The sequence below is a fragment of the Bacillus sp. AFS037270 genome, assembly GCF_002585305.1.
The window spans coordinates 90,592-113,309 of record NZ_NUNF01000023.1; the positions used below are offsets into that span (position 1 = coordinate 90,592).

Annotated in this window: 26 protein-coding genes; 17 read left to right on the forward strand and 9 right to left on the reverse strand. The window is 37.1% G+C overall.

Going from position 1 to position 22,718, the window contains the following annotated elements; translation table 11 throughout:
* A complete protein-coding gene (locus COD92_RS12290; RefSeq protein WP_098529745.1) occupies nucleotides 1-1,377 on the reverse strand; it encodes a YheC/YheD family endospore coat-associated protein in 1,377 nt (458 codons plus the stop codon).
* 150 nt (nucleotides 1,378-1,527) lie between these two features.
* Between COD92_RS12290 and COD92_RS12295 the strand changes: the two genes are divergently transcribed.
* The 3 genes from COD92_RS12295 to COD92_RS12305 all read left to right on the forward strand — a co-directional run bounded on the left by COD92_RS12295 (nucleotide 1,528) and on the right by COD92_RS12305 (nucleotide 4,083).
* Nucleotides 1,528-1,875, forward strand: a complete 348-nt coding sequence (locus COD92_RS12295; RefSeq protein WP_098529746.1) for a YlbF/YmcA family competence regulator — start codon at nucleotides 1,528-1,530, stop codon at nucleotides 1,873-1,875.
* A gap of 276 nt (nucleotides 1,876-2,151) precedes the next feature.
* Nucleotides 2,152-3,021 carry a Cof-type HAD-IIB family hydrolase gene (locus tag COD92_RS12300; protein ID WP_098529747.1) on the forward strand — a complete coding sequence of 290 codons (870 nt, stop codon included), beginning with the start codon at nucleotides 2,152-2,154 and terminating at the stop codon, nucleotides 3,019-3,021.
* A gap of 270 nt (nucleotides 3,022-3,291) precedes the next feature.
* Nucleotides 3,292-4,083, forward strand: a complete 792-nt coding sequence (locus COD92_RS12305) for an enoyl-CoA hydratase (RefSeq protein WP_098529748.1) — start codon at nucleotides 3,292-3,294, stop codon at nucleotides 4,081-4,083.
* Nucleotides 4,084-4,115: 32 nt separating this feature from the next.
* On the opposite strand, the gene COD92_RS12310 is transcribed toward COD92_RS12305, so the two are convergent.
* Nucleotides 4,116-4,301 (reverse strand): YhzD family protein, encoded by a 186-nt coding sequence (locus tag COD92_RS12310; protein WP_098529749.1) that lies wholly within the window; start codon nucleotides 4,299-4,301, stop codon nucleotides 4,116-4,118.
* 165 nt (nucleotides 4,302-4,466) lie between these two features.
* On the opposite strand from COD92_RS12310, the gene COD92_RS12315 reads away from it, so the two are divergent.
* The 6 genes from COD92_RS12315 to COD92_RS12340 all read left to right on the forward strand — a co-directional run bounded on the left by COD92_RS12315 (nucleotide 4,467) and on the right by COD92_RS12340 (nucleotide 12,273).
* Entirely contained in the window at nucleotides 4,467-5,366 is a 900-nt protein-coding gene (locus COD92_RS12315; protein WP_098996364.1) for an ABC transporter ATP-binding protein, read from the forward strand.
* The gene (locus tag COD92_RS12320) at nucleotides 5,359-6,612 is read left to right on the forward strand and encodes an ABC transporter permease (protein WP_098996365.1); all 1,254 of its coding nucleotides are present in this window, start codon (nucleotides 5,359-5,361) and stop codon (nucleotides 6,610-6,612) included. Before COD92_RS12315 ends, COD92_RS12320 begins: the two co-directional genes overlap by 8 nt.
* Before the next feature lie 110 nt (nucleotides 6,613-6,722).
* Complete coding sequence (locus COD92_RS12325; protein ID WP_098996366.1) at nucleotides 6,723-7,943, forward strand: metallophosphoesterase family protein; 1,221 nt, start codon at nucleotides 6,723-6,725, stop codon at nucleotides 7,941-7,943.
* A 16-nt stretch (nucleotides 7,944-7,959) separates the two neighbouring features.
* Entirely contained in the window at nucleotides 7,960-10,959 is a 3,000-nt protein-coding gene (locus COD92_RS12330) for an ATP-binding protein (RefSeq protein WP_098996367.1), read from the forward strand.
* Between the two features lie 55 nt (nucleotides 10,960-11,014).
* Complete coding sequence (gene yhaM, locus COD92_RS12335) at nucleotides 11,015-11,959, forward strand: 3'-5' exoribonuclease YhaM (protein WP_098529754.1); 945 nt, start codon at nucleotides 11,015-11,017, stop codon at nucleotides 11,957-11,959.
* Nucleotides 11,960-12,084: 125 nt separating this feature from the next.
* Nucleotides 12,085-12,273: a sporulation YhaL family protein gene (locus COD92_RS12340; RefSeq protein WP_176541166.1), complete on the forward strand. Its 189-nt coding sequence runs from the start codon at nucleotides 12,085-12,087 to the stop codon at nucleotides 12,271-12,273.
* An 84-nt stretch (nucleotides 12,274-12,357) separates the two neighbouring features.
* Here the strand turns inward: COD92_RS12340 and COD92_RS12345 are convergent, their stop codons facing one another.
* Nucleotides 12,358-13,230 carry a peptidylprolyl isomerase gene (locus COD92_RS12345; protein ID WP_098996368.1) on the reverse strand — a complete coding sequence of 291 codons (873 nt, stop codon included), beginning with the start codon at nucleotides 13,228-13,230 and terminating at the stop codon, nucleotides 12,358-12,360.
* A 221-nt stretch (nucleotides 13,231-13,451) separates the two neighbouring features.
* Here COD92_RS12345 and COD92_RS12350 point away from each other — a divergent pair, with 221 nt between their 5' ends.
* Complete coding sequence (locus COD92_RS12350) at nucleotides 13,452-13,538, forward strand: YjcZ family sporulation protein (protein WP_098529756.1); 87 nt, start codon at nucleotides 13,452-13,454, stop codon at nucleotides 13,536-13,538.
* 33 nt (nucleotides 13,539-13,571) lie between these two features.
* Nucleotides 13,572-13,664 carry a YjcZ family sporulation protein gene (locus tag COD92_RS12355; RefSeq protein ID WP_040204450.1) on the forward strand — a complete coding sequence of 31 codons (93 nt, stop codon included), beginning with the start codon at nucleotides 13,572-13,574 and terminating at the stop codon, nucleotides 13,662-13,664.
* A gap of 91 nt (nucleotides 13,665-13,755) precedes the next feature.
* On the opposite strand, the gene COD92_RS12360 is transcribed toward COD92_RS12355, so the two are convergent.
* On the reverse strand, nucleotides 13,756-13,935 hold the full coding sequence (locus COD92_RS12360; protein ID WP_098529757.1) for a hypothetical protein: 180 nt from the start codon (nucleotides 13,933-13,935) through the stop codon (nucleotides 13,756-13,758).
* A 278-nt stretch (nucleotides 13,936-14,213) separates the two neighbouring features.
* On the opposite strand from COD92_RS12360, the gene COD92_RS12365 reads away from it, so the two are divergent.
* A complete protein-coding gene (locus COD92_RS12365; protein ID WP_098996369.1) occupies nucleotides 14,214-14,552 on the forward strand; it encodes a DUF1878 family protein in 339 nt (112 codons plus the stop codon).
* 11 nt (nucleotides 14,553-14,563) lie between these two features.
* Here the strand turns inward: COD92_RS12365 and COD92_RS12370 are convergent, their stop codons facing one another.
* Nucleotides 14,564-15,139, reverse strand: coding sequence for an HTH-type transcriptional regulator Hpr (locus tag COD92_RS12370; protein WP_098529759.1), 576 nt, complete (start codon nucleotides 15,137-15,139; stop codon nucleotides 14,564-14,566).
* A 167-nt stretch (nucleotides 15,140-15,306) separates the two neighbouring features.
* Nucleotides 15,307-15,669, reverse strand: a complete 363-nt coding sequence (locus COD92_RS12375) for a YtxH domain-containing protein (protein ID WP_098529760.1) — start codon at nucleotides 15,667-15,669, stop codon at nucleotides 15,307-15,309.
* Nucleotides 15,670-15,835: 166 nt separating this feature from the next.
* Here COD92_RS12375 and yhzF point away from each other — a divergent pair, with 166 nt between their 5' ends.
* Nucleotides 15,836-16,027: a membrane protein YhzF gene (gene yhzF, locus COD92_RS12380; RefSeq protein ID WP_098529761.1), complete on the forward strand. Its 192-nt coding sequence runs from the start codon at nucleotides 15,836-15,838 to the stop codon at nucleotides 16,025-16,027.
* A 54-nt stretch (nucleotides 16,028-16,081) separates the two neighbouring features.
* Here the strand turns inward: yhzF and COD92_RS12385 are convergent, their stop codons facing one another.
* The gene (locus tag COD92_RS12385) at nucleotides 16,082-16,609 is read right to left on the reverse strand and encodes a tryptophan transporter (protein WP_098529762.1); all 528 of its coding nucleotides are present in this window, start codon (nucleotides 16,607-16,609) and stop codon (nucleotides 16,082-16,084) included.
* A 154-nt stretch (nucleotides 16,610-16,763) separates the two neighbouring features.
* Nucleotides 16,764-17,183, reverse strand: a complete 420-nt coding sequence (locus COD92_RS12390; RefSeq protein ID WP_098529763.1) for an HIT family protein — start codon at nucleotides 17,181-17,183, stop codon at nucleotides 16,764-16,766.
* Nucleotides 17,184-17,822: 639 nt separating this feature from the next.
* Between COD92_RS12390 and COD92_RS12395 the strand changes: the two genes are divergently transcribed.
* The 3 genes from COD92_RS12395 (at nucleotide 17,823) to COD92_RS12405 (ending at nucleotide 20,587) form a co-directional block, all read left to right on the forward strand.
* A complete protein-coding gene (locus COD92_RS12395) occupies nucleotides 17,823-18,563 on the forward strand; it encodes an ABC transporter ATP-binding protein (protein WP_098529764.1) in 741 nt (246 codons plus the stop codon).
* Nucleotides 18,556-19,767 (forward strand): ABC transporter permease, encoded by a 1,212-nt coding sequence (locus tag COD92_RS12400; protein WP_098996370.1) that lies wholly within the window; start codon nucleotides 18,556-18,558, stop codon nucleotides 19,765-19,767. Before COD92_RS12395 ends, COD92_RS12400 begins: the two co-directional genes overlap by 8 nt.
* Before the next feature lie 97 nt (nucleotides 19,768-19,864).
* Nucleotides 19,865-20,587, forward strand: coding sequence for an EcsC family protein (locus COD92_RS12405; protein WP_098529766.1), 723 nt, complete (start codon nucleotides 19,865-19,867; stop codon nucleotides 20,585-20,587).
* 19 nt (nucleotides 20,588-20,606) lie between these two features.
* Here COD92_RS12405 and COD92_RS12410 read toward each other — a convergent pair whose 3' ends face one another.
* Nucleotides 20,607-21,782 (reverse strand): M20 family metallopeptidase, encoded by a 1,176-nt coding sequence (locus tag COD92_RS12410; RefSeq protein ID WP_098996371.1) that lies wholly within the window; start codon nucleotides 21,780-21,782, stop codon nucleotides 20,607-20,609.
* A 148-nt stretch (nucleotides 21,783-21,930) separates the two neighbouring features.
* Here COD92_RS12410 and COD92_RS12415 point away from each other — a divergent pair, with 148 nt between their 5' ends.
* Nucleotides 21,931-22,566 (forward strand): phosphatase PAP2 family protein, encoded by a 636-nt coding sequence (locus COD92_RS12415; protein WP_098996372.1) that lies wholly within the window; start codon nucleotides 21,931-21,933, stop codon nucleotides 22,564-22,566.
* Nucleotides 22,567-22,718 lie beyond the last annotated feature (152 nt).

Genomic DNA, 22,718 nt, shown 5'->3' on the forward strand with positions numbered 1-22,718 from the left:
TTATATATCCTCCTTCATAACAGCTATATCAAATGCAAGAATGGTGCAGAACTGTATAATGGCCTTGGCAGAGGGTCTAATTTTTGTTAAGCCATCTTCAAAGTTTTTGGATGGCTTCGAATTAACCTCAATTAACCATGGTTTTCCATCTTGGTCAACACCAATGTCAATACCAAGTTCACCAATAATACCTTGTGAATTTTGGCTTATAATGGAGGCAGTCTCAAGTGCCAATTCCTTCATTTGGGCTAGAACTTCTACGGCTTTATTATCGTTTAGACAAGTCTTTAATGCGTTTAATGGTCGTGTAAGGGTGCCGCCTCTTGCTAAATTAGAGACAAATTCTTGTTTTCCGGCAATCCGTGCCACAGTTGAAGTTACCCGCCAATTATTATCCAGATTTTGATGGCATAGAACTCGGAAATCCATCGAAGATAATTGATAGGACATCAATGAAATACCCTGTTGAATAATATAAATTCGATTATGGATAAGTGGCTTGATTTGTTGGAATATTTCATCCAATGAAAATAACTCTCTTTGTTTAGCCGGCCCAGATTTTAATGAGGTTTCAAGAGAATAACAGGAATCTGGTTCCCGACTTACCTTAATAATATTTCTGCCCTGACTTCCATGGATAGGCTTTAGGAACAGGGTGCCATATTTTTGTGTCATTTCATAAAAATGATCTTTCGAAAAAAGCTTTGTTTTCGGCAGATAGGAATCAAGATTCCTTATGTCTTTTAGGTGTTCGTATACTTCCCATTTTGAAAGAAAACGGTCGTTAAAAAACGGAATCAATAATTGATTCACTTTTGCTCGAAATTGTTTGAATTCTTTTTTATACTCTAGAGCTCTTGAATGAATCCGGTTATAAATGACATCAGGGGCAGGCAGCTGTGCAGCCGTCCATTTTCCATCTATCAAGTAATATCCTTGACTTAAAAACTGTTGATAGGAAAAAACATAAAAGAACCCGCCAGTCTCACTAATTCCTTGTTGAAGCTCCTCACAAAACAAATGTATGGAACGAAAGTAAGGTTCATTATTTTGGTTATCAATTGAATCTGTTAATAAAGCTGCGACAGGTCCGAGCTTTAATGTTTGACTCTCGGGAAGAACCATTGCTTGAAATTTAAGAGGGTGAATGGGGAGATAAAAAGATTCCATTAAATCTTCGGGAAAATAGATTGTATTATCTGTTAAGTCTTTGGTTTGAACTTTTATTGGAATGGTTCTTCTGCCAATCGAGACGTTTATCTCGTGCATATTTAATTGGAGCAGCTTAAACAATTGGGCAGACATCTGGATAACATCCTGATCTTTGTCTGATAATTTTATTGGAACGACTAGGATCGAGGTTAACGAAAATGACATAATCACTCCTCATTTACTGGGATCTTGGGCATTAGTTGATATAAGTAATTTATGTAAATACTTGAGGAAAGGTGATTTGAACATTCTCGCATTTAATTGAATAGTTTGTTATAGTTGTGAAGATGTTTATACAAAAAGGAGTGGCTTAAAATGGCAGTAAATTTATATGATTCCGCCTATGCATTAGAAACTGCAATTCGTCAAAGTAATGAGTATATACAATTACAGCAGGCCTATAACGAAGTAAATAAAGACCCTCAGTCAAAACAAATGTTTGACCAGTTCCGTCAAATGCAAATGAATTTGCAGCAAAAACAAATGATGGGCCAAAATATCTCTGAACAGGAAGTCCAGCAGGCACAATCCACTGTTGCCCTTGTTCAGCAGAATCAAAAAATAGCCCGGCTAATGGACGCAGAACAACGAATGAGCATGGTGATTGGCGAATTAAACAAAGTTATTATGAAACCATTGGAAGATTTATACGGAAATCTGTAAGATTAGTTGAAAGCCTTCGGTCCTAAAACCGAAGGCTTTTGCTCTATAAAATGCAATAAAAGGAATCACTTTGAAAATTGTCTAGCTGCAGCGCCTAGGGGCTCGGGGTCATAAGCCAATCCGTCAAGAAGGGCTAAAGAACAGCCTCCTCGCCGGCTCGTCTGTAGCCTTGCGCCCCTGTTCAAGGCGCCTCCGCTTTTCTTTCTGTTCTATATGCGAGTGAAAGGTCATAAAAGTGATATAAAGGCATTTTCACCAAGAACAGGGGGCAACATAATGATTTATCGCTTGCTTGCGCTAAATATCGATGGCACGCTTCTACAATCGAATGGCAAAATTCATAAATCAACCAGGGAAGCAATTGAATATGTTCAGCAAAAAGGAATTTATGTAACATTGGTTACATCACGGAGCTTCCCTTCAGCCAAGAAGGTGGCGAAGGCGTTAAAAATAACAGCACCGCTTATTACCCACCAAGGGGCATTTATTGCAAATACCCTAGAGAAACCAGTATATGTAAAAAGAATTAATGAGGACATTACGTATGATACGATTCGTTTTTTAGAGGCATTGCCGTGTCAAATTAGGCTAGTCCACGAGCAATTTTCATTAGCAAATAAATTAAAGCTTCATAATCAATTACTGGCCAAAACTGTGTTTACTTCAGGAGACCCCGTTTTCTATTCCCAACAATTTGTGTCTACCTTAAGTGAGTATTTACACGACCAGCCGGTAACGCCTCCAAAAATAGAGGTGTATTTTGAAGATGAGCGGGACCTTAATGATGCCATCCAAGCATTAAGAAAAATGTTTACAGAGATTGATGTGATTCAATTGGATTCACTCAGGCTTGATATTGTTCCAGTGGGTGTTTCCAAGCTAACAGGATTATCATACTTAGGCAATCAACTAGGAATCAAGCGAAGTGAAATGGTATATATTGGTGATGGACTTGATGATATCCCGTTAATCGAAGCAGCGGGTTTAGGAGTTTCGATGTGGAATGCCGACTTTGAGGTCAAGAGGTCATCCGATTGGGTAACAAGGTCCAATAATGAACATGGTGTGGCCTACATGGTAAAAGAACACTTCCGCAAGCAGCAGCCAATTGAGTTCTTAAGAAAAATGAAAATCATTAAAAATTAAAAAACAGAGATATCAAGGCAACTTTAGAAGCCAATAAAGGTCAGGATGGAAAAGTACTGGTCTCTAATCAAAATCTCCTGCTTAATTTAAGCAGGAGATTTTTAATTATAAGAAAGAAAATTTGACCTTGAGAATTTTCCAGCTCCAGCCCCTGGTCAAGGCGCTTCCGCTTTTCCGTTAAAATTCAATATATTTAGAAAGCTTGTTTTTATTCTAATCATTTCCATATATAATGAAAGTGAGTGAATAATAAAGGGGAGGAGATTTCCCATGTCAATTAATTTTGAAACAGATAAGGTCAATTTGCGAGTGAATAATCGTGTTGCCACCATTGAATTAAACCGGCCAGATGCATTAAACGCCATGGATACGGACGTCATCAAGGGGCTAGTTTATAAGCTGAAGGAAATTAGTGATTCAGATGAGATTGATATTTTAGTAGTAACAGGAAAAGGAAGAGCCTTTTCATCCGGTGGAGATATTAAAACAATGCTGTCCAATATGAATGAAAGTGATTTCTTTCCTGTAATGGATTGCATTAGCGAATTAATTATTACCCTGTATAGCCTGCCAAAACTAACTATTAGTGCTGTTTCGGGTGCGGCAGCAGGTTTAGGATTTAGTTTGGCACTGGCCACTGATTATATTATTGCAGACAAAACTAGTAAGCTGGCGATGAATTTTATTGGTATTGGCTTAATACCCGATGGCGGGGCACACTTCTTTTTGGAAAAAAGATTAGGAGAGACGATGGCTAAGCAGGTCATTTGGGACGGAAAAATGTTAAGTGCTGACGAAGCATTTAAAATGGGATTAATCCAAGAGGTAGCTGAAAAGGGCCTTCAAGAAACGCTAGAGGCAAGGGTGCAAGATTGGCTGAGCCGACCGGTTCAGGCGATGATTAAAACTAAAAAAATAATGGCTGAGAAGAATCGTCCACAATTACTTAAAGTGCTGGAATTAGAAAAATACGGCCAGCAAAAAATGCGGGAAACGCTTGACCACCGTGAAGGTATCAGGGCTTTTATCGAAAAAAGAAAGCCGTTCTTTATAGGAAAATAAAACAAACAAAGAAGCCCTTGGGCTTCTTTGTTTTAAGAATGAAATAGTAAAAGCTTGCCGCTAGGTGAGGTTAATCGATGTGTCTTTTCTAGCAACTGTTTCTCTTGTAAAAGCTGTTCCCCTTGTTTCTTTGCTGCCTCATCATTCCCGGCTTGAAGACTCTCATCTAATAATTTTTCCCCATTTGCCTCAAAGACTGTTAATTTATACGTTCTCATCGACAATCCCCCTTATATATAAATGTTTATTTTGGAGTCGGCGTTTACCAATGCAGTCGTTTCCACCTTTATATTATTTTTACACAATTCTTTGAATTTTTCAAAAAAATAAACCGAAACCAAATTATGGTATATTCGTATTAAAGAAGGAAAGGGGTGCGTAATATGGTACTCAAACTTGAACATGTTACCAAGAAGTTTGGTCAATTTACAGCTGTTAATGATTTATCGATAACGATTCCTGAAAAAGAGATGTTTGGTTTCTTAGGGGCAAACGGGGCCGGTAAAACGACGACATTTCGAATGATATTAGGACTGCTGGACAGTTCGGCTGGCCGTATTACTTGGGATGATCAACCAATTGACTATTCCACCAGCCATCTGGTTGGCTATTTGCCTGAGGAAAGAGGCTTATATCCTAAATTAAAAGTACGTGATCAAATTGTCTATTTAGCCAGATTAAGAGGAATGCAAAAGACTGAAGCATTAATTGAACTAAAATCGTGGTTAGAGCGTTTTAAAATCCTAGATTATGAGAATAAAAAGGTTGAAGAGCTTTCGAAAGGAAACCAGCAGAAAATCCAATTTATTGCCGCGGTGGTCCATAAACCTAAATTATTAATCTTAGATGAGCCGTTCAGCGGACTTGACCCTATTAATGTGGAGATGCTAAAAGAAGCAGTTTTAACTTTGAAGGAAAATGGAGCAACGATTGTGTTTTCGAGTCATCGGATGGAGCATGTAGAGGAGATGTGTGAGCATCTATGCATTTTACATAAAGGGAGTCCGGTCGTAAGTGGTTCCTTAAAGGAAATCAAACGTGAATTTGGCAAAAAGAATTTAGTGCTACATGCCGATTTTTCTTTAGACTCATTAAAGAGTTTCCCTGGGGTAGTTAAATCTAAAGTGACCATGGAGGGCATTCACTTGCAAATTGAAGGGGAGGATGTTGCAGGAAAAATCCTTAAAGAAATTGTTGATAAAGGGTTTATTCGCAAGTTTGCGCTAGAAGAGCCCTCATTGAATGATATTTTTATTGAGAAAGTAGGTAATTCCTTTGAATAGCTTCTGGATTATCTTATTTCATACCTATCTTAACAAGCTCAAAACGAAATCGTTTCTTGTCACGACGTTATTAACCATAGTCATCGTTTTAGCGATAACTAACATTAATAATATCATAGATTTATTTGATAAAAATGGCGGTAAGGAAAGGGTTGCCGTAATCGACCAATCCGGCCAGCTTTACGAGCCATTTAAGCAGCAAGTAAAAAGTGTTAATAAAGAAATTCAACTGACTTTTTTCAAGGGCAGTGTAGAACAAGCAGAAACACTGGTCAAAAAAGGTGAGTATGCAGGGGTTATTCAACTGAGTGTAAACGAGCAAAAGTTACCTGAAGCTACCTATAAAGCCAAGAGTATCGCCGATTCTTCCCTATATTCTGATCTTCAAACAGGTCTGCAGCAGCTTAAAACGACGCTTGCAGCCTCACAGATTAATTTGGCGCCAGAGCAGCTCCAAAAGCTATATAACCCCGTTTCCTTTAAGAAAATCGCACTTGAGAAAAATGCAAAGACGGAAGAGGAATTAAATCAGGCAAGAGGGTTAGTCTATGTCTTGCTATTTGTTATCTATTTTGCCGTTATTATGTATGCCAACATGATTGCGATGGAAGTTGCAACCGAGAAATCTTCACGTGTTATGGAGATATTAATATCAAGTGTTTCTCCAATTAAACAAATGTTTGCAAAAATAGTCGGAATTGGATTATTAAGTCTGACACAATTGGCCGCTTTCTTGTTGGTTGGCTATTATTCATTTACGAGAAATATGGAATCATTAAAGGATGGCTTTTTCGGTGTGTACGGATTTGGAGGAATTCCTGCTGGGACAATCGTCTACGCTGTTATTTTCTTTATTCTCGGCTATTTTCTTTATGCCACACTCGCGGCCTTTTTGGGGTCCCTAGTCAGTCGGATCGAAGACGTACAGCAGATGATTACACCGATGACCTTATTAGTTGTTGCTGGATTTATGATTGCCATGTTTGGTCTAGGTAAGCCTGACGCTCCGTTTATAACTGCAACATCTTATATTCCTTTCTTCACACCGATGATTATGTTCTTGCGTGTTGGTATGTTGACGATCCCGGCCTGGGAGGCAATCTTAGGAATAATCATCCTAATAGCAACCATATCGATACTGGCTATTTTTGGTGCCCGAGTGTACCGCGGTGGTGTCTTAATGTATGGAAAATCTAACTCTTATAAAGACATTAAAAAGGCATTACAATTAACAAAAAAGGAATAAGATCAAAAGAGTTTTACCATTTTGGTAAGACTCTTTTATTTTAGAACATGCATTCGCATTTTTGTGGTAAAGGTGCTACAATGGAGAAAAGATGGTGAAAGGAATATTTTATGAAAAAAATATCGTTTATTCATGCAGCCGACCTTCACTTAGACAGTCCGATGGTTGGGTTTAAGCATTTGCCAGAGAATATCTTCACTAGAGTAAAAGACAGTACGTTTACTGCATTGAAAAAACTAACCGTTACTGCAATTCAGCGGCAAGTTGATTTTGTCATTATTGCTGGGGATATATTTGATGGTGAGGATCGCAGTTTACGTGCACAAGCTCGGTTCCGGAAGGAAATGTTTAAACTTAGCGAAGAGAATATCCCTGTTTATATCGTTCACGGAAATCATGACCATTTAAACGGTTCTTGGGTTCACCTTGACATGCCAGAAAATGTTCATGTTTTCGGCAGCAAGGTTGAAACAATGGAGCTGCAGACAAAAAGTGGTGTAATCGTTCATCTTTACGGTTTTAGTTATGGAACAAGACATGTTTTTGAGCGGAAAATAGATGAGTACCAAAAAAAAGATGGCGCAGATTACCATATCGGTATCCTCCATGGAAATGAAAGTTCCGGGACAGAGCACGATAATTACGCTCCATTTACAGTAAAAGACCTTGTCCAGAAAAATTTTGATTATTGGGCGCTTGGACATATCCATAAACGTGCTGAATTGTCTTTGAACCCGCCCATTATTTATCCCGGCAATATCCAAGGAAGAAATAAAAAAGAGTCTGGTAGTAAAGGATTTTATCATGTTTCTTTTACAGATTTGGATGCAACAATGGACTATATTGAGGCCTCCGATATTATTTGGGAGGAAGTAACCGTTAATGCAGAGACCGCAGTTAGTTTTGACGATCTCTTTCATTTATGCCAAACAGCCATTAATGGACTAAGAAAGGAACATACTGGTACACTGTTAACCTTTCTGTTGAAAAATATGAAGCTTGCTGATTCCCGTGAACAAAAAAGCATTGATAATGAATTGCTTGATCTTCTTTTAGAAGATGAAACTGAAGAAGAATCCTTTGTTTGGGTGACGGACTTGAAATTGACGGAAAAATTACCTATCGATAAAGAAAAAATAAAGACCGAAGCCAATTTCTATGGAGAACTATTTGAGACCATTGATCAGTTTGACCAAATTGAGCAGGCATTAGCGCCCCTCTTTGAGCATCCATTAGGAAGAAAATACTTACCACAGTTAGTAACAGAAGAGAAAGATGAATTGCTTGAGAAAGCAGAAAAATTATTAATTGAATTACTTTATCAGGCCTAATTAAAGGAGCAGAGGCATGAAAATTCTTGAAATATACATATATGGATACGGCCAATTAGAAAATGTAACGATAAAGTCTCTTTCAGATTTTCAAGTTTTCTATGGCGAGAATGAAGCAGGAAAGACAACCTTGATGGCCTTTATTCATGGCATTTTATTCGGTTTTCCTACCAAACAGTCATCCGAGCTGCGCTATGAACCAAAACATAGCACTAAGTACGGTGGTAAACTTAGAATTTATCATAAAGAGCATGGATACGCTGTGATTGAACGTGTCAAGGGGAAAGCCGCAGGGGATGTAAAGGTGATGATGGATAGTGGAGCTGTCGGCGGTGATGAGCTCTTAAAACATTTGCTGGGAAACTTTGATAAAAGTTTGTTCCAAGCCGTTTTCTCCTTTAATTTACAGGGGCTTCAGAACATTCACCAAATGAAGGGGGAAGAGATTGGTAAGTTTTTATTTTCAGCCGGAACCTTGGGTACTGAGCAGCTATCCAAAGCGGAAAGCTTTTTACAAAAAGAATTAGATGTTCGTTTTAAGCCATCAGGCAAGAAACCCATTTTGAATGAAAAATTACAGGAACTTCATGAACTAAAGGGTCAATTAAAAAAGGCTGCAGCCAAAAATAACGAATACGAAGAACTTCAACGGAAAAGTGAAACATTGCAGCTAGAGAGCCTTCGAATAAATGATACGCTTCAGGAAACAGGCGAAAGGATCAATAAAATAAAAGAATGGAAGAGAGTTGAATCTGTTGTAAAGGAAGACATTTGGACCGAAAAAGAATTAAACGAGTTAGGTGCAATCGATTTCCCAGCACGTGGGATTGAAAGAATGGAAAAAATAAATCAGCTGATCCATCCGTATAAAGCGGAGATTACGAGTATCGCCAATAGAGTAGAACGTTTACAGGAGGAATTAGCTGGTATTAATCCGGATCTTGAGTTTCTTAAAAACGAGCCTTCAATTTTAACATTGCTTGACCAAGTTCCAATTATGGAGCAATTAAGGAATGAGAAACAGCAATCTGAACGGAAACTCAGAGATTATGAAGAAAAGCTCTCGATAACAAGAGAAAAACTTCATTTGCCATTGTCCGAAAATGAAATTCTAAAAATTAATACAAATATCTACATGAAAAATCAAGTAGAAATGGTTACCCGTAAAAAGCAAAAACTAGAAGAAGTGAAGGACGAATTAGACAATCAGTATCAAGAAGAAAAAAGGGCACTTGATGAAATAGAAAAAGAGGTTCGTGGTGCTGAGGGTAAGATTCTGCCGCAAAAAGAGAGATTATTACTCGAGGAGCAGCTAAATCAGAAGAGTGATAAAAAAAGCCTAGAATGGGAAATAAAATCGATACAAGACAAAATAGAATTCTATCAACAAGAACATGAACGAAATCAAGCAGCCAAAAACAAGTTAAAGAGCGACCGTAAGTTTCAGTTACTTCTCTTTGAATTAATTCTATTCGGAGTATTTTTGTATGGATTATTTACAAAGCAATGGTTTCTGCTAGCCGTTGGCGTGTTAGGTTGCATTGGGCTGGTATACTTTTTGGTAAAAGGAGGGAAGCAGACTAAAGAGGACAGCATTTGGCAAACGATTAATGGCCTAAAAGAAAAGGAAAAAATATTGCAAGAAAAACTTCAATCATCCCAATATCTCGATATTACATTACTCGAGAATCAATTAATCCTTGATAATCAAAGGCGTCAAGAACTGCAATTGTTAAAACTGAAGCTTAAGCAGCAGCAATCCCAATTTGAGAAGATCATTTCTAAATTTGAAGAATGGGAATTGGCAGCAGCACAAAATAAAGAAAAAATTCTTTCCATAAGTAAAGAATTAAATATTCCTGGTTATATTGCAAACAGTTTTTTAGACGAGGCTTTCGAGTATATTGAACAGTATAAATCCATAACACGAGATAAAAATCAGTTTGTACTTAGGATAAAAGAAATTAATCAACAACTTTCCTTAGTAGAGGAGGGCTTAAGATCATTTGAAACACGCTTTTTACAAGAAAAGGGCCTTGATTTACACAATTCTGCCTATCTATTACGAAACAAACTCAAAGAAGAACATGAAAAGCTTATCATGAGCAAAGAGAGAGTCCTAAAGCTAGAAGAACTTAAAGCAGATTTAAATCAAAAAGTGCAGGAACTAGAACTTTTACAAACAGAACATACTAAACTCTTACTGGCTGCCAAAGTAGATTCGGAACAGCAATTCTATAATTTGGGGGAAAAGGCTAAAAAGCAAGAAGAACTGCTTGAGAGACGTCGTCATCTACAAAATCAGCTACAATATTCTATTCTCTCAGGAGAGGATAAAGAAGGATTTTTGTCCGTACATGACAGTGCAGAGTTAATAAAGCAATGGGATCTTGAAATAAAAGATTTACAAGAAAAGTTAAAGAAGGTTCAGGATGAAGTGGCTGCCAATAATTTTGAAATTCAAGTTCTCGAGGAGGGCGGGATGTACACTGACATCCTCCATCAATTTAAACAAAAGAACTATGAATTGGCAGAGGCAGCAAAGGAATGGTCTGTCTATCGTTTGGCGCAAGAGGTATTGAAGGAAACAATTGATAAATATAAAAACGTTCATTTGCCAAGGATGCTTTCCAAGGCAGAGGAGTATCTGTATTTTTTAACAGATGGAAGTTACACTAGAATCCATTTGCAGAAGTCAGGGACAGGTTTTTTAGTTGAACGGAATGACCACACTGTCTTTGAAGCAAATGAACTAAGTCAAGCAACAACTGAGCAGTTATATGTCTCCATTCGCTTGGCCTTGGCTACGAGTCTTTATGAAAAGTATCAGTTTCCGATTATAATTGATGATAGCTTTGTTAATTTTGATACGAAGAGAACGCAAAAGGTAATTGAACTTCTTAGTAGATTGGAACATAATCAGATTCTATTTTTCACATGCCACAACCATTTATTATCTTATTTCCAAAAGGAAAATATTCTTTGTTTGGAAAAAGGTACTGTTCAGATTACTTAATAGAGTCCTAGCTGGATATGTTATACTCTAATTATCGGAGGGGAGAGTGAAGAGGTTGAGCAAGGGTGTATTACAGTATGATGTAGGGGCACAGGTTGATTTATACCTCCTTATAAAAAGTTCGACAAAAGGGATTGCCAGTAATGGTAAACCATTTTTGACATTAATTCTGCAAGACCAAAGCGGAGAAATTGAGGCAAAACTCTGGGATGCTGGGGCTGATGATGAAAAGAATTATTCAGCACAGACCATTGTAAAAATATTAGGGGATGTTCAAAACTACCGCGGGAAAAGTCAGTTGAAAATCCGCCAAATCCGAAAAACCGGCCCTTCTGATGGTGTAAGGCTTGATGATTTTCTTGAGACAGCACCTGTTAGTCAGGAAGAAATGATGAGCAAGCTGACCCAATATATATTTGAAATGAAAAATCCGAACATCCAGAGAATCACCCGTCATTTAATAAAAAAACATCAAAAGGCATTCATGGAATATCCTGCAGCAACCAAAAATCATCATGAATTCGTTTCAGGGCTTGCTTATCACGTTGTCAGTATGCTGGACCTAGCCAAAGCGATAGCATCTTTATATCCTAGCCTCGATAAAGATTTACTCTATGCCGGCGTTATTTTGCATGATATGGGAAAGGTCATGGAATTATCAGGTCCTATTTCAACATCATATACCATTGAGGGGAATTTACTTGGACATATTACTATTATGATCACTGAAATTGGTAAAGCGGCTGAGGAACTAAGCATTACAGGGGAAGAAGTATTAATTCTCCAGCACCTGGTTTTAAGCCATCATGGTAAAGCTGAGTGGGGAAGTCCAAAACCACCATTAATAAAGGAAGCCGAAATTCTTCATTATATAGATAATCTTGATGCAAAAATGAACATGCTTGACCGGGCCTTAGAAAGAGTCAAGCCAGGGGAGTATACGGAGCGCATATTTGCCTTAGATAACCGAGCCTTTTATAAGCCGGTTTTCCATAAATAACGTCAAAAATAACCCGAATCGGGTTATTTTTTTTTGAACAAAAGAATATTTTAGGTGTCGCTGAAATATGTTGTAGTAAAAGAAATCTAAAAGTGGACAAACATTAGCGAAGGGAGCATGAGACATTGATGATACCTATTTGGATTTATGCAGTAGTGGCAGGAATAGTTATTAGTGCCCTAATGGCGATTAAAACGGGGCGGGAAGAACGGCAAGTAGAAATGGAAAGTATCGAACGTGAAGGGGAAATTTATATAGAACGGCTCGAGCGTGAGAAAGAAATGCGAGAGGAATTGAAAGCAACAGGTGAATAAAATGAGTGGCAAAGGAAAAAAACATAAAGGCGATGTTAAAAAAAGCGGAAGTCCCTTAATCGGGCTTCCGCTTTCCAATGTTTATTATTGCGCTGCAGTTGTCGGTGCATTTAGAGCATCTTTTAAGTCTTTGTCAGTTACTTTTACGTCAGCTGCTTTAAGTTCGTTCTGCATTGCTTTATTAATATCATCACTTGTTAATTTAGATGATTTTACTTGATACTCAATATCCTTCTTCATTTCATTATAAGACTTCTTCTCTTTTTTCTCAGTAACCTGAATGATATGGTAACCAAATTGTGTTTTTACTGGTGCACTAATTTCATTTACTTTAAGAGCATATGCAGCTTTTATGAAATCAGCATCGTACTGGTCTTTATTTGTATTATTGATGGTACCCAGATCACCGCCGTTTTGCGCAGAAGCCGTATCCGTTGAAGATTTTTTTGCAACATCCTCAAATTTTGCGCCGCCATCAAGTTGTTTCTTAACGTCAAGGGCTGTTTTTTCATCTTTAACAAGGATGTGGCGAACCTTTATATCAGGCTGATAGGAAGCATAATAATCCTTTAATTCTTTATCCGTTACCTTAACATCTTTCATTGCTGCCTTTTCTTGTAACATTCCAAGTTTCATGGTTTTCTTCAAATCTGCTTCGTTTTTGTAACCATACTGGGCAAGAGTAGCATCAAAATTTGTACCAAGCTGCTCTTTTAAATCGTTTACCTTCGCATTTAACTCTGCATCCGTTACTTTGTACTTTTTAGATAGCACCTTTTCATATACAAGTTGTTGAAGGGCTTGCTCACCGTATTTTGCCTTCATTGTATTGTATAGTTCCTCTTGAGTAACATTCCCAGCCTTACTTTCTGCCACTTTTTCAGAACTAGTTTGATTACATGCACCTAATGCAAGTACACTGCCAGCCATTGTAAGGGCTAAAATCCATTTTTTCATGCTGAAATCTCTCCTAAATAGTTAAATTCTGTGAAAAGGTTTGTCCACAATGATTACTATAACATAAATGGGTACTGCTGCAAAAATATAAGTAAGCGTTTAGCGAAATTTCAAACAAAAGAAGCTACTTGGACTTTTCCATAAAAAATAAGCTAAGTGCCTAAACGAAATTAAACCTTTATGAATAGTATATCTTAGCAAATGAAAAAGGAGGTTTTATGATGAGTGCAGGATATGGCGGAGGATTCGCTCTAATTGTAGTCCTTTTCATCCTATTGATTATTGTTGGGGCTTCTTGGGTTTATTAATGTAACAAAATGACAATGGGGGGAGGTTAAATTATGTCTGGTGGAGCAGGTTACGGTGGAGGATTTGCATTAGTTGTAGTCCTTTTCATCTTATTGATTATCATTGGAGCTTCTTGGATTTACTAAGAAAAAATAATAAAAATAAAAAGCGATGAGAATTACCTCATCGCTTCGCTTTTTTTACTCTTATTACATATCCCCAAATTTTATTTATGGATTATGTATATAGGATTTCTAAGTATGATGAAATCAATAAAATGGTAATGAGAACATTAATAGTACGGAATACCTTATGCTGGTTCTCTTCCGGTATTTCCTTTTGGATACAAAGGGAATTGGTCATTTTATTTACATAGAATAAAATAAATATAGCGAAGACAATAAAAATGGAGATCATCGATGATTCCCTCCCAGATGGTTTACTTATGATTTTTCAGCGATATATGTTTTGAAATCTAACTGGTATGACTTTATAAGGAAAGCTTCCGCTTTTCTATATACAATATCAAAAAACATAAGAAAAAGATAGTAAAAAAGAATGGAAGTTTTCTAGAATGTTATAGAGTCTAAATATTTGCAATTTTTTTTTGATTATCGAAAAAAAAGGTTTACCCATCTCTTTAAAAGGTGAATAATGAACATAGGTAAAGTAAGGTATTAAAAAGAGGTGTTAATATGAATGAACAGGATATTCTTTTACAACGGATTAATCTTCTTGAATTTCATCAGAGGTTATTAATAAAATTGCTGGACAATCCCAATTATGATTTTTATCGGTTAATTATTGAAAACGGGATCTCGGAGCAGGAAGCCAACAAGTTCTATTATTTGTGTGATAAATTGAACATGAAACTGGCAGAACAAAAAGCGGAAGGCTTCGTTCATTTCCATCCGCTTCTTAATCAATTATCTGCTACGTTACCAGCTAATTTAAAAATTGAAGAGGTCGTAAGGGCCTGCTTGAAGCAAAAATTGTTCGAGCCTCTTTTTGAGGAGATACAAAAGTACCTATAAGACAGGCCAATTTAAACTAGTTCTTGTTCCGTTTTTTTGGCCTTTTTCAGTGTGCCATTTTCTTCAACAAACTCACTTTCGATATTATGGAAAGACCGCTCAAAGATTTCCATGAAATCTTCGCCATAAATATTGCGGACAATGGCCATCATTTCAATAATATCCGGAAATTTGCCATATAGTTCTCGAAGCGGTAGCGCCCCTGAAAAAGCAGCATTTCCCTTTGGTTGATAAGTCTCCATTGATTGAAGCAGAATCTCTTCGCCTTTATCTGTCAGTTGAATATAAGTGTTTCGCTTGTCATTTTCCTTTTTTGAAAATTTCAGCAATCCTCGTTCTTCTAACTTTTTCGAAAAATTAAAAGCTGTTGAGACATGCATGACCCCAAATTTTGCAACGTCTGAGATGGAAGCTCCATTCAAATGGTAAGCGATCCAGAGAATATGGTGTTCATTAATATTTAAATCATAGGGTTTAATCCATTGCTGCCAATCTTTTTCAATTGATTTCCATAGCGCTTTGCTTAATTGTGTTATTCGCTGACTAAATATCATCGCTTCCTTTAACGAATATTGTTTCTCAGTCATCCCCATTTTCACCTACTTTTAATTTCTCTATTTTCATTATGCCAATAAAATAAAAATTAATAAAGTATAAATTCACAAAATTTTTAGAAATCACACAATTTTTATCTTGTTTTTTAGTTTTTTTATGAAAAAACTACTTGAAAGACAACTCGGTAGGTCTAATCAGACTATTTATTATAATCTAAAATTTTTTCGTCCAATTCTTGAATGGTTTCTTTCATCTCAATAATTTCTTTTTGAATTTTCTGTTGCTGAGGGCGCACATCTTCTTCCCAGAGTGCAAGGGCAATCTTAACATCTGTTAAAAATGTTGAAATTTGTGTCCTGCCTTCTTTTGTTGCATGTAAAGCAGAGCTTTTTAGGTCCAATAAGTTATGCTTGAGGACCTGTAATTGATTTAGAGCAACCTGGCTGTTTCTTTTCATTTTAACCCTGGTTACTTTGCCTGAATTTGGTGTGGTTAGTAAAATACTAATACCAGCAGCAAGCCCTCCGGTCATAAATCCGTATAGAAAAGGTTTAACTTTCATTTTCCTACTTCCTCCAAAAAGGCAACTTTTAAAAGCAATTGTAGTAGTTAATATAGTACTCCCTTACGTTTTCCCTTACATAAGTCCTTCATAGGAATGGACGATGTATCATATAAATAGTTACAACTATTGTTCGAAAATGATTCAAAGTAGGGGGAACGAAGGGATGAAGACTGGAGCTTTGACTTTTTTCATTTTAAGTGTAATCCTGCTCTTTGGCACACTTAAATATTTAGTTGAATTAAAAAGACCAGGTGTCTATCCACCTAAACAAGTAATAAAGAAAAGGGCTGCCGGTCTAGCCGGCTCTGCCTGTATTTGTCTGTTGGTTGCGCTGATGCTCTCGTATTTATCATAGAAGTAATTTAAGAAAAGAACCCCATGGGGTTCTTTTCTTAAAAGATCCCGTGGATTACTTTTGAATCACGGAAGCTGATGTTAATTTAGTTCTCTTAACAATCGATTGAGCTACTGGATACAAAATAACCATAACGGCCGTATTTAGAACAGTTGCAGGTAATACAGCTGCTACAAATAACGCTGTAAATGGGGCAGGTAAACCTGCGATAAAGAAGGCTGCACCTAAAAATACGCTTCCTGATACCAATGTACCGATGGCAGTTAAAACCCCCACACTAATAATCGATTTTCGATATTTGTTTAAGGCTAAAAATAAACCGAAAAAGACTAAAGCTGTGATTGGCTTATCAATGATATTCGGAATTGTACCACCAGGAAAACTAGTTGTGATGCCAGACAATATACCAGTTACAATTGCGAGCAGCATGACACTTTTTATTTCTGGAATAAGGATAATTCCTAAAAACATCATAGCTAGCATCATATCCGGCTTAATACTAAGGAAAGCTGGCATTACAGTATGCAACACGACCCCAATCCCCGCTAAAAGTGCTAAAACTACAAGATTCTTTGTATTCATTTCTCATCTCTCCTCTGCTATCCTAAGCTATTAGTTTCTCCTGCAGTGCACTCATTGCCTACAGCGAAAAACTTAAACTCATTATACCATATTACGATAATATTTTTAAAGAATTAATTTTCAGAAAATTTATGTTTAACCCTTGTTAAATAAACTATAGTTGTTTTTGAATCTTTGCAGCCATGTCCTGTAACACTTGTGGAGTATAATCACTTTGATTGTTTTTCCAGACAGCGCCGAAGCCATCACCTTTTCCATAGCGCGGGATCAAATGCAAATGGAAGTGAAAGACGGATTGTCCTGCATGTTCACCATTATTATTAACGGAGTTTAACCCAATAGGTTCAAATTCCTTTTTTAACGCATTGGCAATAGAAGGTACTACTTCATATAGGTTTCTGGCAATTTCGGGTGTTAACTCATATAAGTTTTCTTTATGTATTTTCGGAATAACAAGGGTATGACCTTTTGTTACTTGACTGATATCTAAAAAGGCTAAAACATGTTCATTCTCAAAAACTTTTGCAGCCGGAATTTCTCCCTTTATAATTTTACAAAAAATACAATCACTCATAACATACAGCCCCTTTTAAAATGTTTGTATTATTTTACCATGATTAATCTAAAAAGAAAAAGACAGGATCCGCGTGGAATCCTGTCTTCCCGAAGGGGAATGCTTCAAATCTGCGTTCATTTAGGAATGTTCTTTGATAAACACCTCATTTTTCATAGAGTGTTTTTTTATAAAGATACATCATTGTTCAAGCTGACCATCCCCTATTTGTTTTTATTGGTTACCTAACCTTTAAAAACGGGTTGTGATCTGCGGTAAACACCTCATTTGCTTATTTTTTTAAGATAAACAGTGGTGTTACTTGAACTCTAAATGGTTTAAATGCACATTGTACAAAACAACCATCCCCTTATCTGAAACGAATAGGAAGCTCACTTGTTTGAAAGGAAATTGTCTTTAGCAGACACCTCATCTCAAATTTTGATGAATCACTTCATCGGAATAAGTTATTTCCCCTTCGAATATTATGATGTCCGTTTGCTGAAGTTTTATACAATAAGTTTAAGAAAAATTGATTTTCTATTTTTTACGGGTGTTATTTGTTAAAATTAAAATTAATGGATTTACGTTTTTGAATTCATCATTACATAGAGAATTCTTTCTAATCGCGATAAACTTGAAACGGAAGGACGTTTTATAATGGCTTTATTAACGATTGATCATCTGGTCGGTGGATATACAAGAAATCCTGTATTAAAGGATATTTCCTTTGACGTAAAAGAAAAGGAAATTGTCGGTCTTATCGGGCTAAATGGGGCAGGAAAAAGTACTACAATTAAACATATTATCGGGCTAATGGAGCCTCATAAAGGTTCCATTAAAATTAATGGTCAGTCCTTTATGGAAAATAAAGAAGCTTATCGCCGTTTATTTACGTTTGTTCCCGAGACACCGGTTTTATATGAGGAACTTACCTTAGATGAGCACTTGAGGTTAACCGCGATGGCATATGCTTTAGATGAATCTACCTACAAAGAGAGAATTGCCCCATTGCTAACAGAGTTTCGGATGGAAAAACGCTTAAATTGGTTTCCAGCCCATTTCTCAAAAGGGATGAAACAAAAGGTAATGATTATGTGTGCCTTCTTGGTTCAGCCATCCCTATATATAGTGGATGAACCATTTGTTGGGCTCGATCCTCTTGGGATTCAATCACTACTTGATTTAATGAAGAGGATGAAAGATAACGGTGCAGGAATTTTAATGTCAACCCATATTCTTGCAACAGCAGAGAAGTATTGTGATCGTTTTGTTATACTACATGAAGGAAAAATCCGGGCTAAAGGAACACTTTCTGAATTAAGGGAACAATTTATGATGCCAACAGCATCTTTAGATGATTTGTATATTCAATTAACAAAGGAAGAAAATTATGTTTGATGAAAATAAGCTTTGGAGGGACCGTGCCAGCGGTCGAATGAAGGACTTAGGGAGATATTTACGTTATATTTTCAATGGTCATATTGTGATTGTCTTATTATTTTTAATTGGAACCGCGGCATTTTATTACCAAGAATGGATTAAGACTCTTTCACCCAATTTTCCAGCTGCGTTGGTAATAGCGGTTCTTATTGGAATAATTGTTACATATAGCCCAGTTTATAATTTTTTACTTGAGGCGGACAAGGTGTTTTTACTTCCTTTAGAGGAGAAGTTAAAAGGGTATTTCCTCCGTTCAGGATTTGCAAGTTTAGTGTTTCAAGGGTATATCCTTTTATTAGTTCTAGCTGTCTTAATGCCCATCTATGCGCATGTTAGCGAAAATGGATTCGGCTCGTTTATCCCGTTTTTGCTCGTTTTGCTTTTGATAAAGGCTTGGAATCTAGCTGCAAACTGGAAAATTCAATTTTACGTAGAAACATCTGTACACCGCTGGGATTTCCTAGTCCGTTATTTGATTAATTCCGTATTTACTTATCTCATGTTTAAACAGGCAAATCTCTTTATCCTCATTGTAATCGGGATAATCATGGTCTTTTATTATTACTCCTTTCACATTAGGACAACAAAAATGGGGTTAAAATGGGATTTATTAATTGATGCTGAAGAAAAGAGGATGGCCTCTTTTTATCGACTGGCCAATTTATTTACAGATGTTCCAAAATTAAAAGATACGGTTAAAAGAAGGAAATACCTCGATTTGTTCATTGACAAAATTCCATTTTTGCAAGAAAAAACGTACCTTTATTTGTTCGCTAGGACATTTTTACGTTCATCCGATTATCTGGGATTGTTTTTTCGGCTGACCGTGATTGGCGCACTTGCTATCTATTTTATCTCATTCGGAATCGGACAACTTGTGCTTACCATTTTATTCGTATACTTAACTGGATTTCAATTGCTGCCATTATGGAATCACCATCAAAATAAGCTTTGGGTGGATTTATATCCTGTCTCACAGAGAGACAAGACAGCGTCATTTCATTTCCTATTAATGATAATATTAGTGGTTCAATCCTGTATTTTTGCGTTATTAATTTTGATTAAGGGAGAATGGTTCTATTCACTGCTTATTTTAGGAGCCGGTCTGCTGTTTAGCTATTTATTTGTTTATTTTTACAGTAAAGGTCGTTTGAAAAAATAATCTGAGTATTCCCCTTTTTTAGGGGATATTTTTTTGGAACTATTGGGCGGTTCAGCTCGTATAGATTCATAATATAAAGTGAGAGGAGTTGGTCCAATTGAACGAGTATGAAGTAAAAGTTTATGAAGAAGTGGAAGAATGGAAACGAAGATTGATCAGACGGTCAGGAATGATGAATCGGTTATCCAAGAAAGCCCAAGTGAAAATAAATGAATGGATTCCAGAAAAGGTCCATGAAATGATGACAGAAAGCATTAAGGCAATGGTTAAGGCAACGTTATTTGGGTCGCAGCTCACCACTAGTAAAGTTCAGGCTAATCCTTTATCCCTCGCTGAAAGAGATGAATTAGTTCAAAAAAAGATTTCCGTCTACCAAAAGACGGCCATCGTTGAAGGAGCAGGAACAGGGGCAGGAGGAATTTTGCTGGGACTTGCTGACTTTCCGTTACTCCTGACGATTAAAATGAAATTTTTGTTTGAAGCTGCCGCAATCTATGGTTTTGATACAAAAAAGTATGAAGAGAGATTATTTATTCTCCATGTGTTTCAATTAGCTTTTTCAAGTGATGAAATTCGAAAAAACACTTTATCAGAAATTGAGCATTGGGAACATAGAAAAATAGAACTCATCGAAATGGATTGGCGCAAGTTTCAGCAGGAATACAGGGATTATATTGATCTCGCTAAGCTTTTTCAGCTTGTGCCGGGGATTGGGGCGTTCGTGGGTGCCTATGCTAATAATAATCTTCTAAAAATTTTAGGTGAAACTGCGATGAATGCTTATCGATTAAGGTTGCTGCAAAAAGCCCCTGAACAATAAAGTAAGGGGCTCCAGATGTTTATTCGCTTTGGACTTTCAGTGCCACTGAAACTAATGTTTTAGCAGCTATTAACATGGCTTTTTCATCAATATCAAATTTTGGGTGGTGATGAGGGTACCCATCTTCTTCCCTGATTGGTTTTGCTCCAGTAAAAAAGAAAGTTCCCGGAACTTTTTCTAAATAATAGGCAAAATCTTCTCCACCCATTTCCGGTTCTGTTTCCACAATGTTTGTAACTTCTGGAACAAACTGAGCACAACGGATGAGAATCCCCGTTTCCTTCTCATGATTAACCACAGGCGGATAACCTCTAAAGTAGTCAAACTGATAGGAACTGCCTGATGTATAACATGTACCATGGATGATTCTTTCCATTTCCTCCTCAATAAACTGTCTGACTTCTTCATTAAATGTCCGAACTGTTCCTGTCAGCTTAGCTTTGTCAGCAATCACATTAAAGGCATTTTCAGCAATAAATGAAGCTACCGTAACCACTGCTGCATTAACCGGACTAACTTTGCGGCTGACGATTTGCTGCAGATTGACGACAAGCTGTGAAGCTGTCACAATGGCATCTCGAGTTTTATGAGGCTGTGCCCCATGCCCGCCTTTCCCTTGGATTTCTATTTCAAAACGATCGGCTGCAGCCATCATCGGCCCTGTTCGGAATTGAATGGTACCTGTCTGTTCACTTGCCCATAGGTGTGTCCCAAAAATGACATCCACTCCTTCTAAACAGCCGGCTTCAATCATGGATGCAGCGCCGCCTGGTGCATATTCTTCGGCGTGTTGATGAATAAATACATAGTTCCCCTCTAACTCATCTCTAAGTTCATTTAATGTTTTTGCAAGAATAAGCAGTGTAGCGGTATGGCCGTCATGTCCACAAGCGTGCATGACGCCGGGTACTAATGATTTGTAGGGTACATCTTTTTCATCTTGAATCGGTAATGCGTCAAAATCTGCTCGTAATGCCACCGTCTTACCCGGTTTTTTACCATAAACCTTTGCCACTACACCATTGCCGCCGACTTGTCCCTTTACTTCTATATTCAGTTTCTCATAATAGTCTTGAATAAACCTAGCAGTGTTATATTCCTGAAAAGATAATTCCGGATGCTGATGAAGGTAGCGGCGGATGGAGACCATTTCATCGTAGTAACCTTCTAATTTAGTGAATAGGTTGTTTAACATATGTAATCCCCCTTATGGTTAAAGTTAAAGAATGTATTTTCAAACAATTTTAACACTTTTAACACTATTATATAGATTTTTATATTGATTTTTTTTATACTTTTAAAAGTATGTAAACAAGGAGATTCAAGGGGTTGGGGGAATAATTTTGAAAAAGAAATCGTTTGTTTTTCTTATAATAGCTGTTTTAATTACTTTATTTACCGCTATTAAAGTGGCTTTACACAGTGCTTTTTGGATGGATACTTATGTCGGAGATTTGTTTTCACACGTACCCAATAGCGCAGATCCATTTTTTATTCAGGTGACGGAAATGGGAGATAAAAAAGGGATTGGCCTAATAGCATTGATCATGTTAATGTGGTTATTGATAAAAAAACGGAACTATCCTGGGGCAGCAATGCTTGCTTTATCGCTGGCTTTAGCAAATGAAGCTTATAAGGTATTAAAAGATTGGTTTGTTCGTCCTAGACCTGATTTAGAGCACCTTGTTGAGGTTAAAAGCTACAGTTTTCCTAGCGGCCATGCGATGGTTAGTATGGTGCTTTACTTTACAGTTGCTTATTTATTAATTGAGGAAATCCAATCGAAAACTGCCAAATGGCTAGTTGCTATTCTAGCTTCCTTATTAGTGCTTCTGATTGGAGCAAGTCGGATCATTCTGCAGGTCCATTATCCTTCCGATGTGCTTGGAGGTTATGCCTTTGGCTTTATTTGGGCTGCCATTTGGATATTTTTATACAAATATTTTAAACATCAATATACGAAGAAGAGGCCGAGCTAATGCCGGCCTTTATTTTCGTTCAGGAAATTATAAAATTTTCGCTTGTGGATAACTGTTAATAAAAGGACTGTCGACGTCCAGCTCCAGCGCCTAGCCCCTCGAGGCCATAAGCCAATCCGTCCAAAAGGTTAAAAACAAACCTTTCGGCCGGC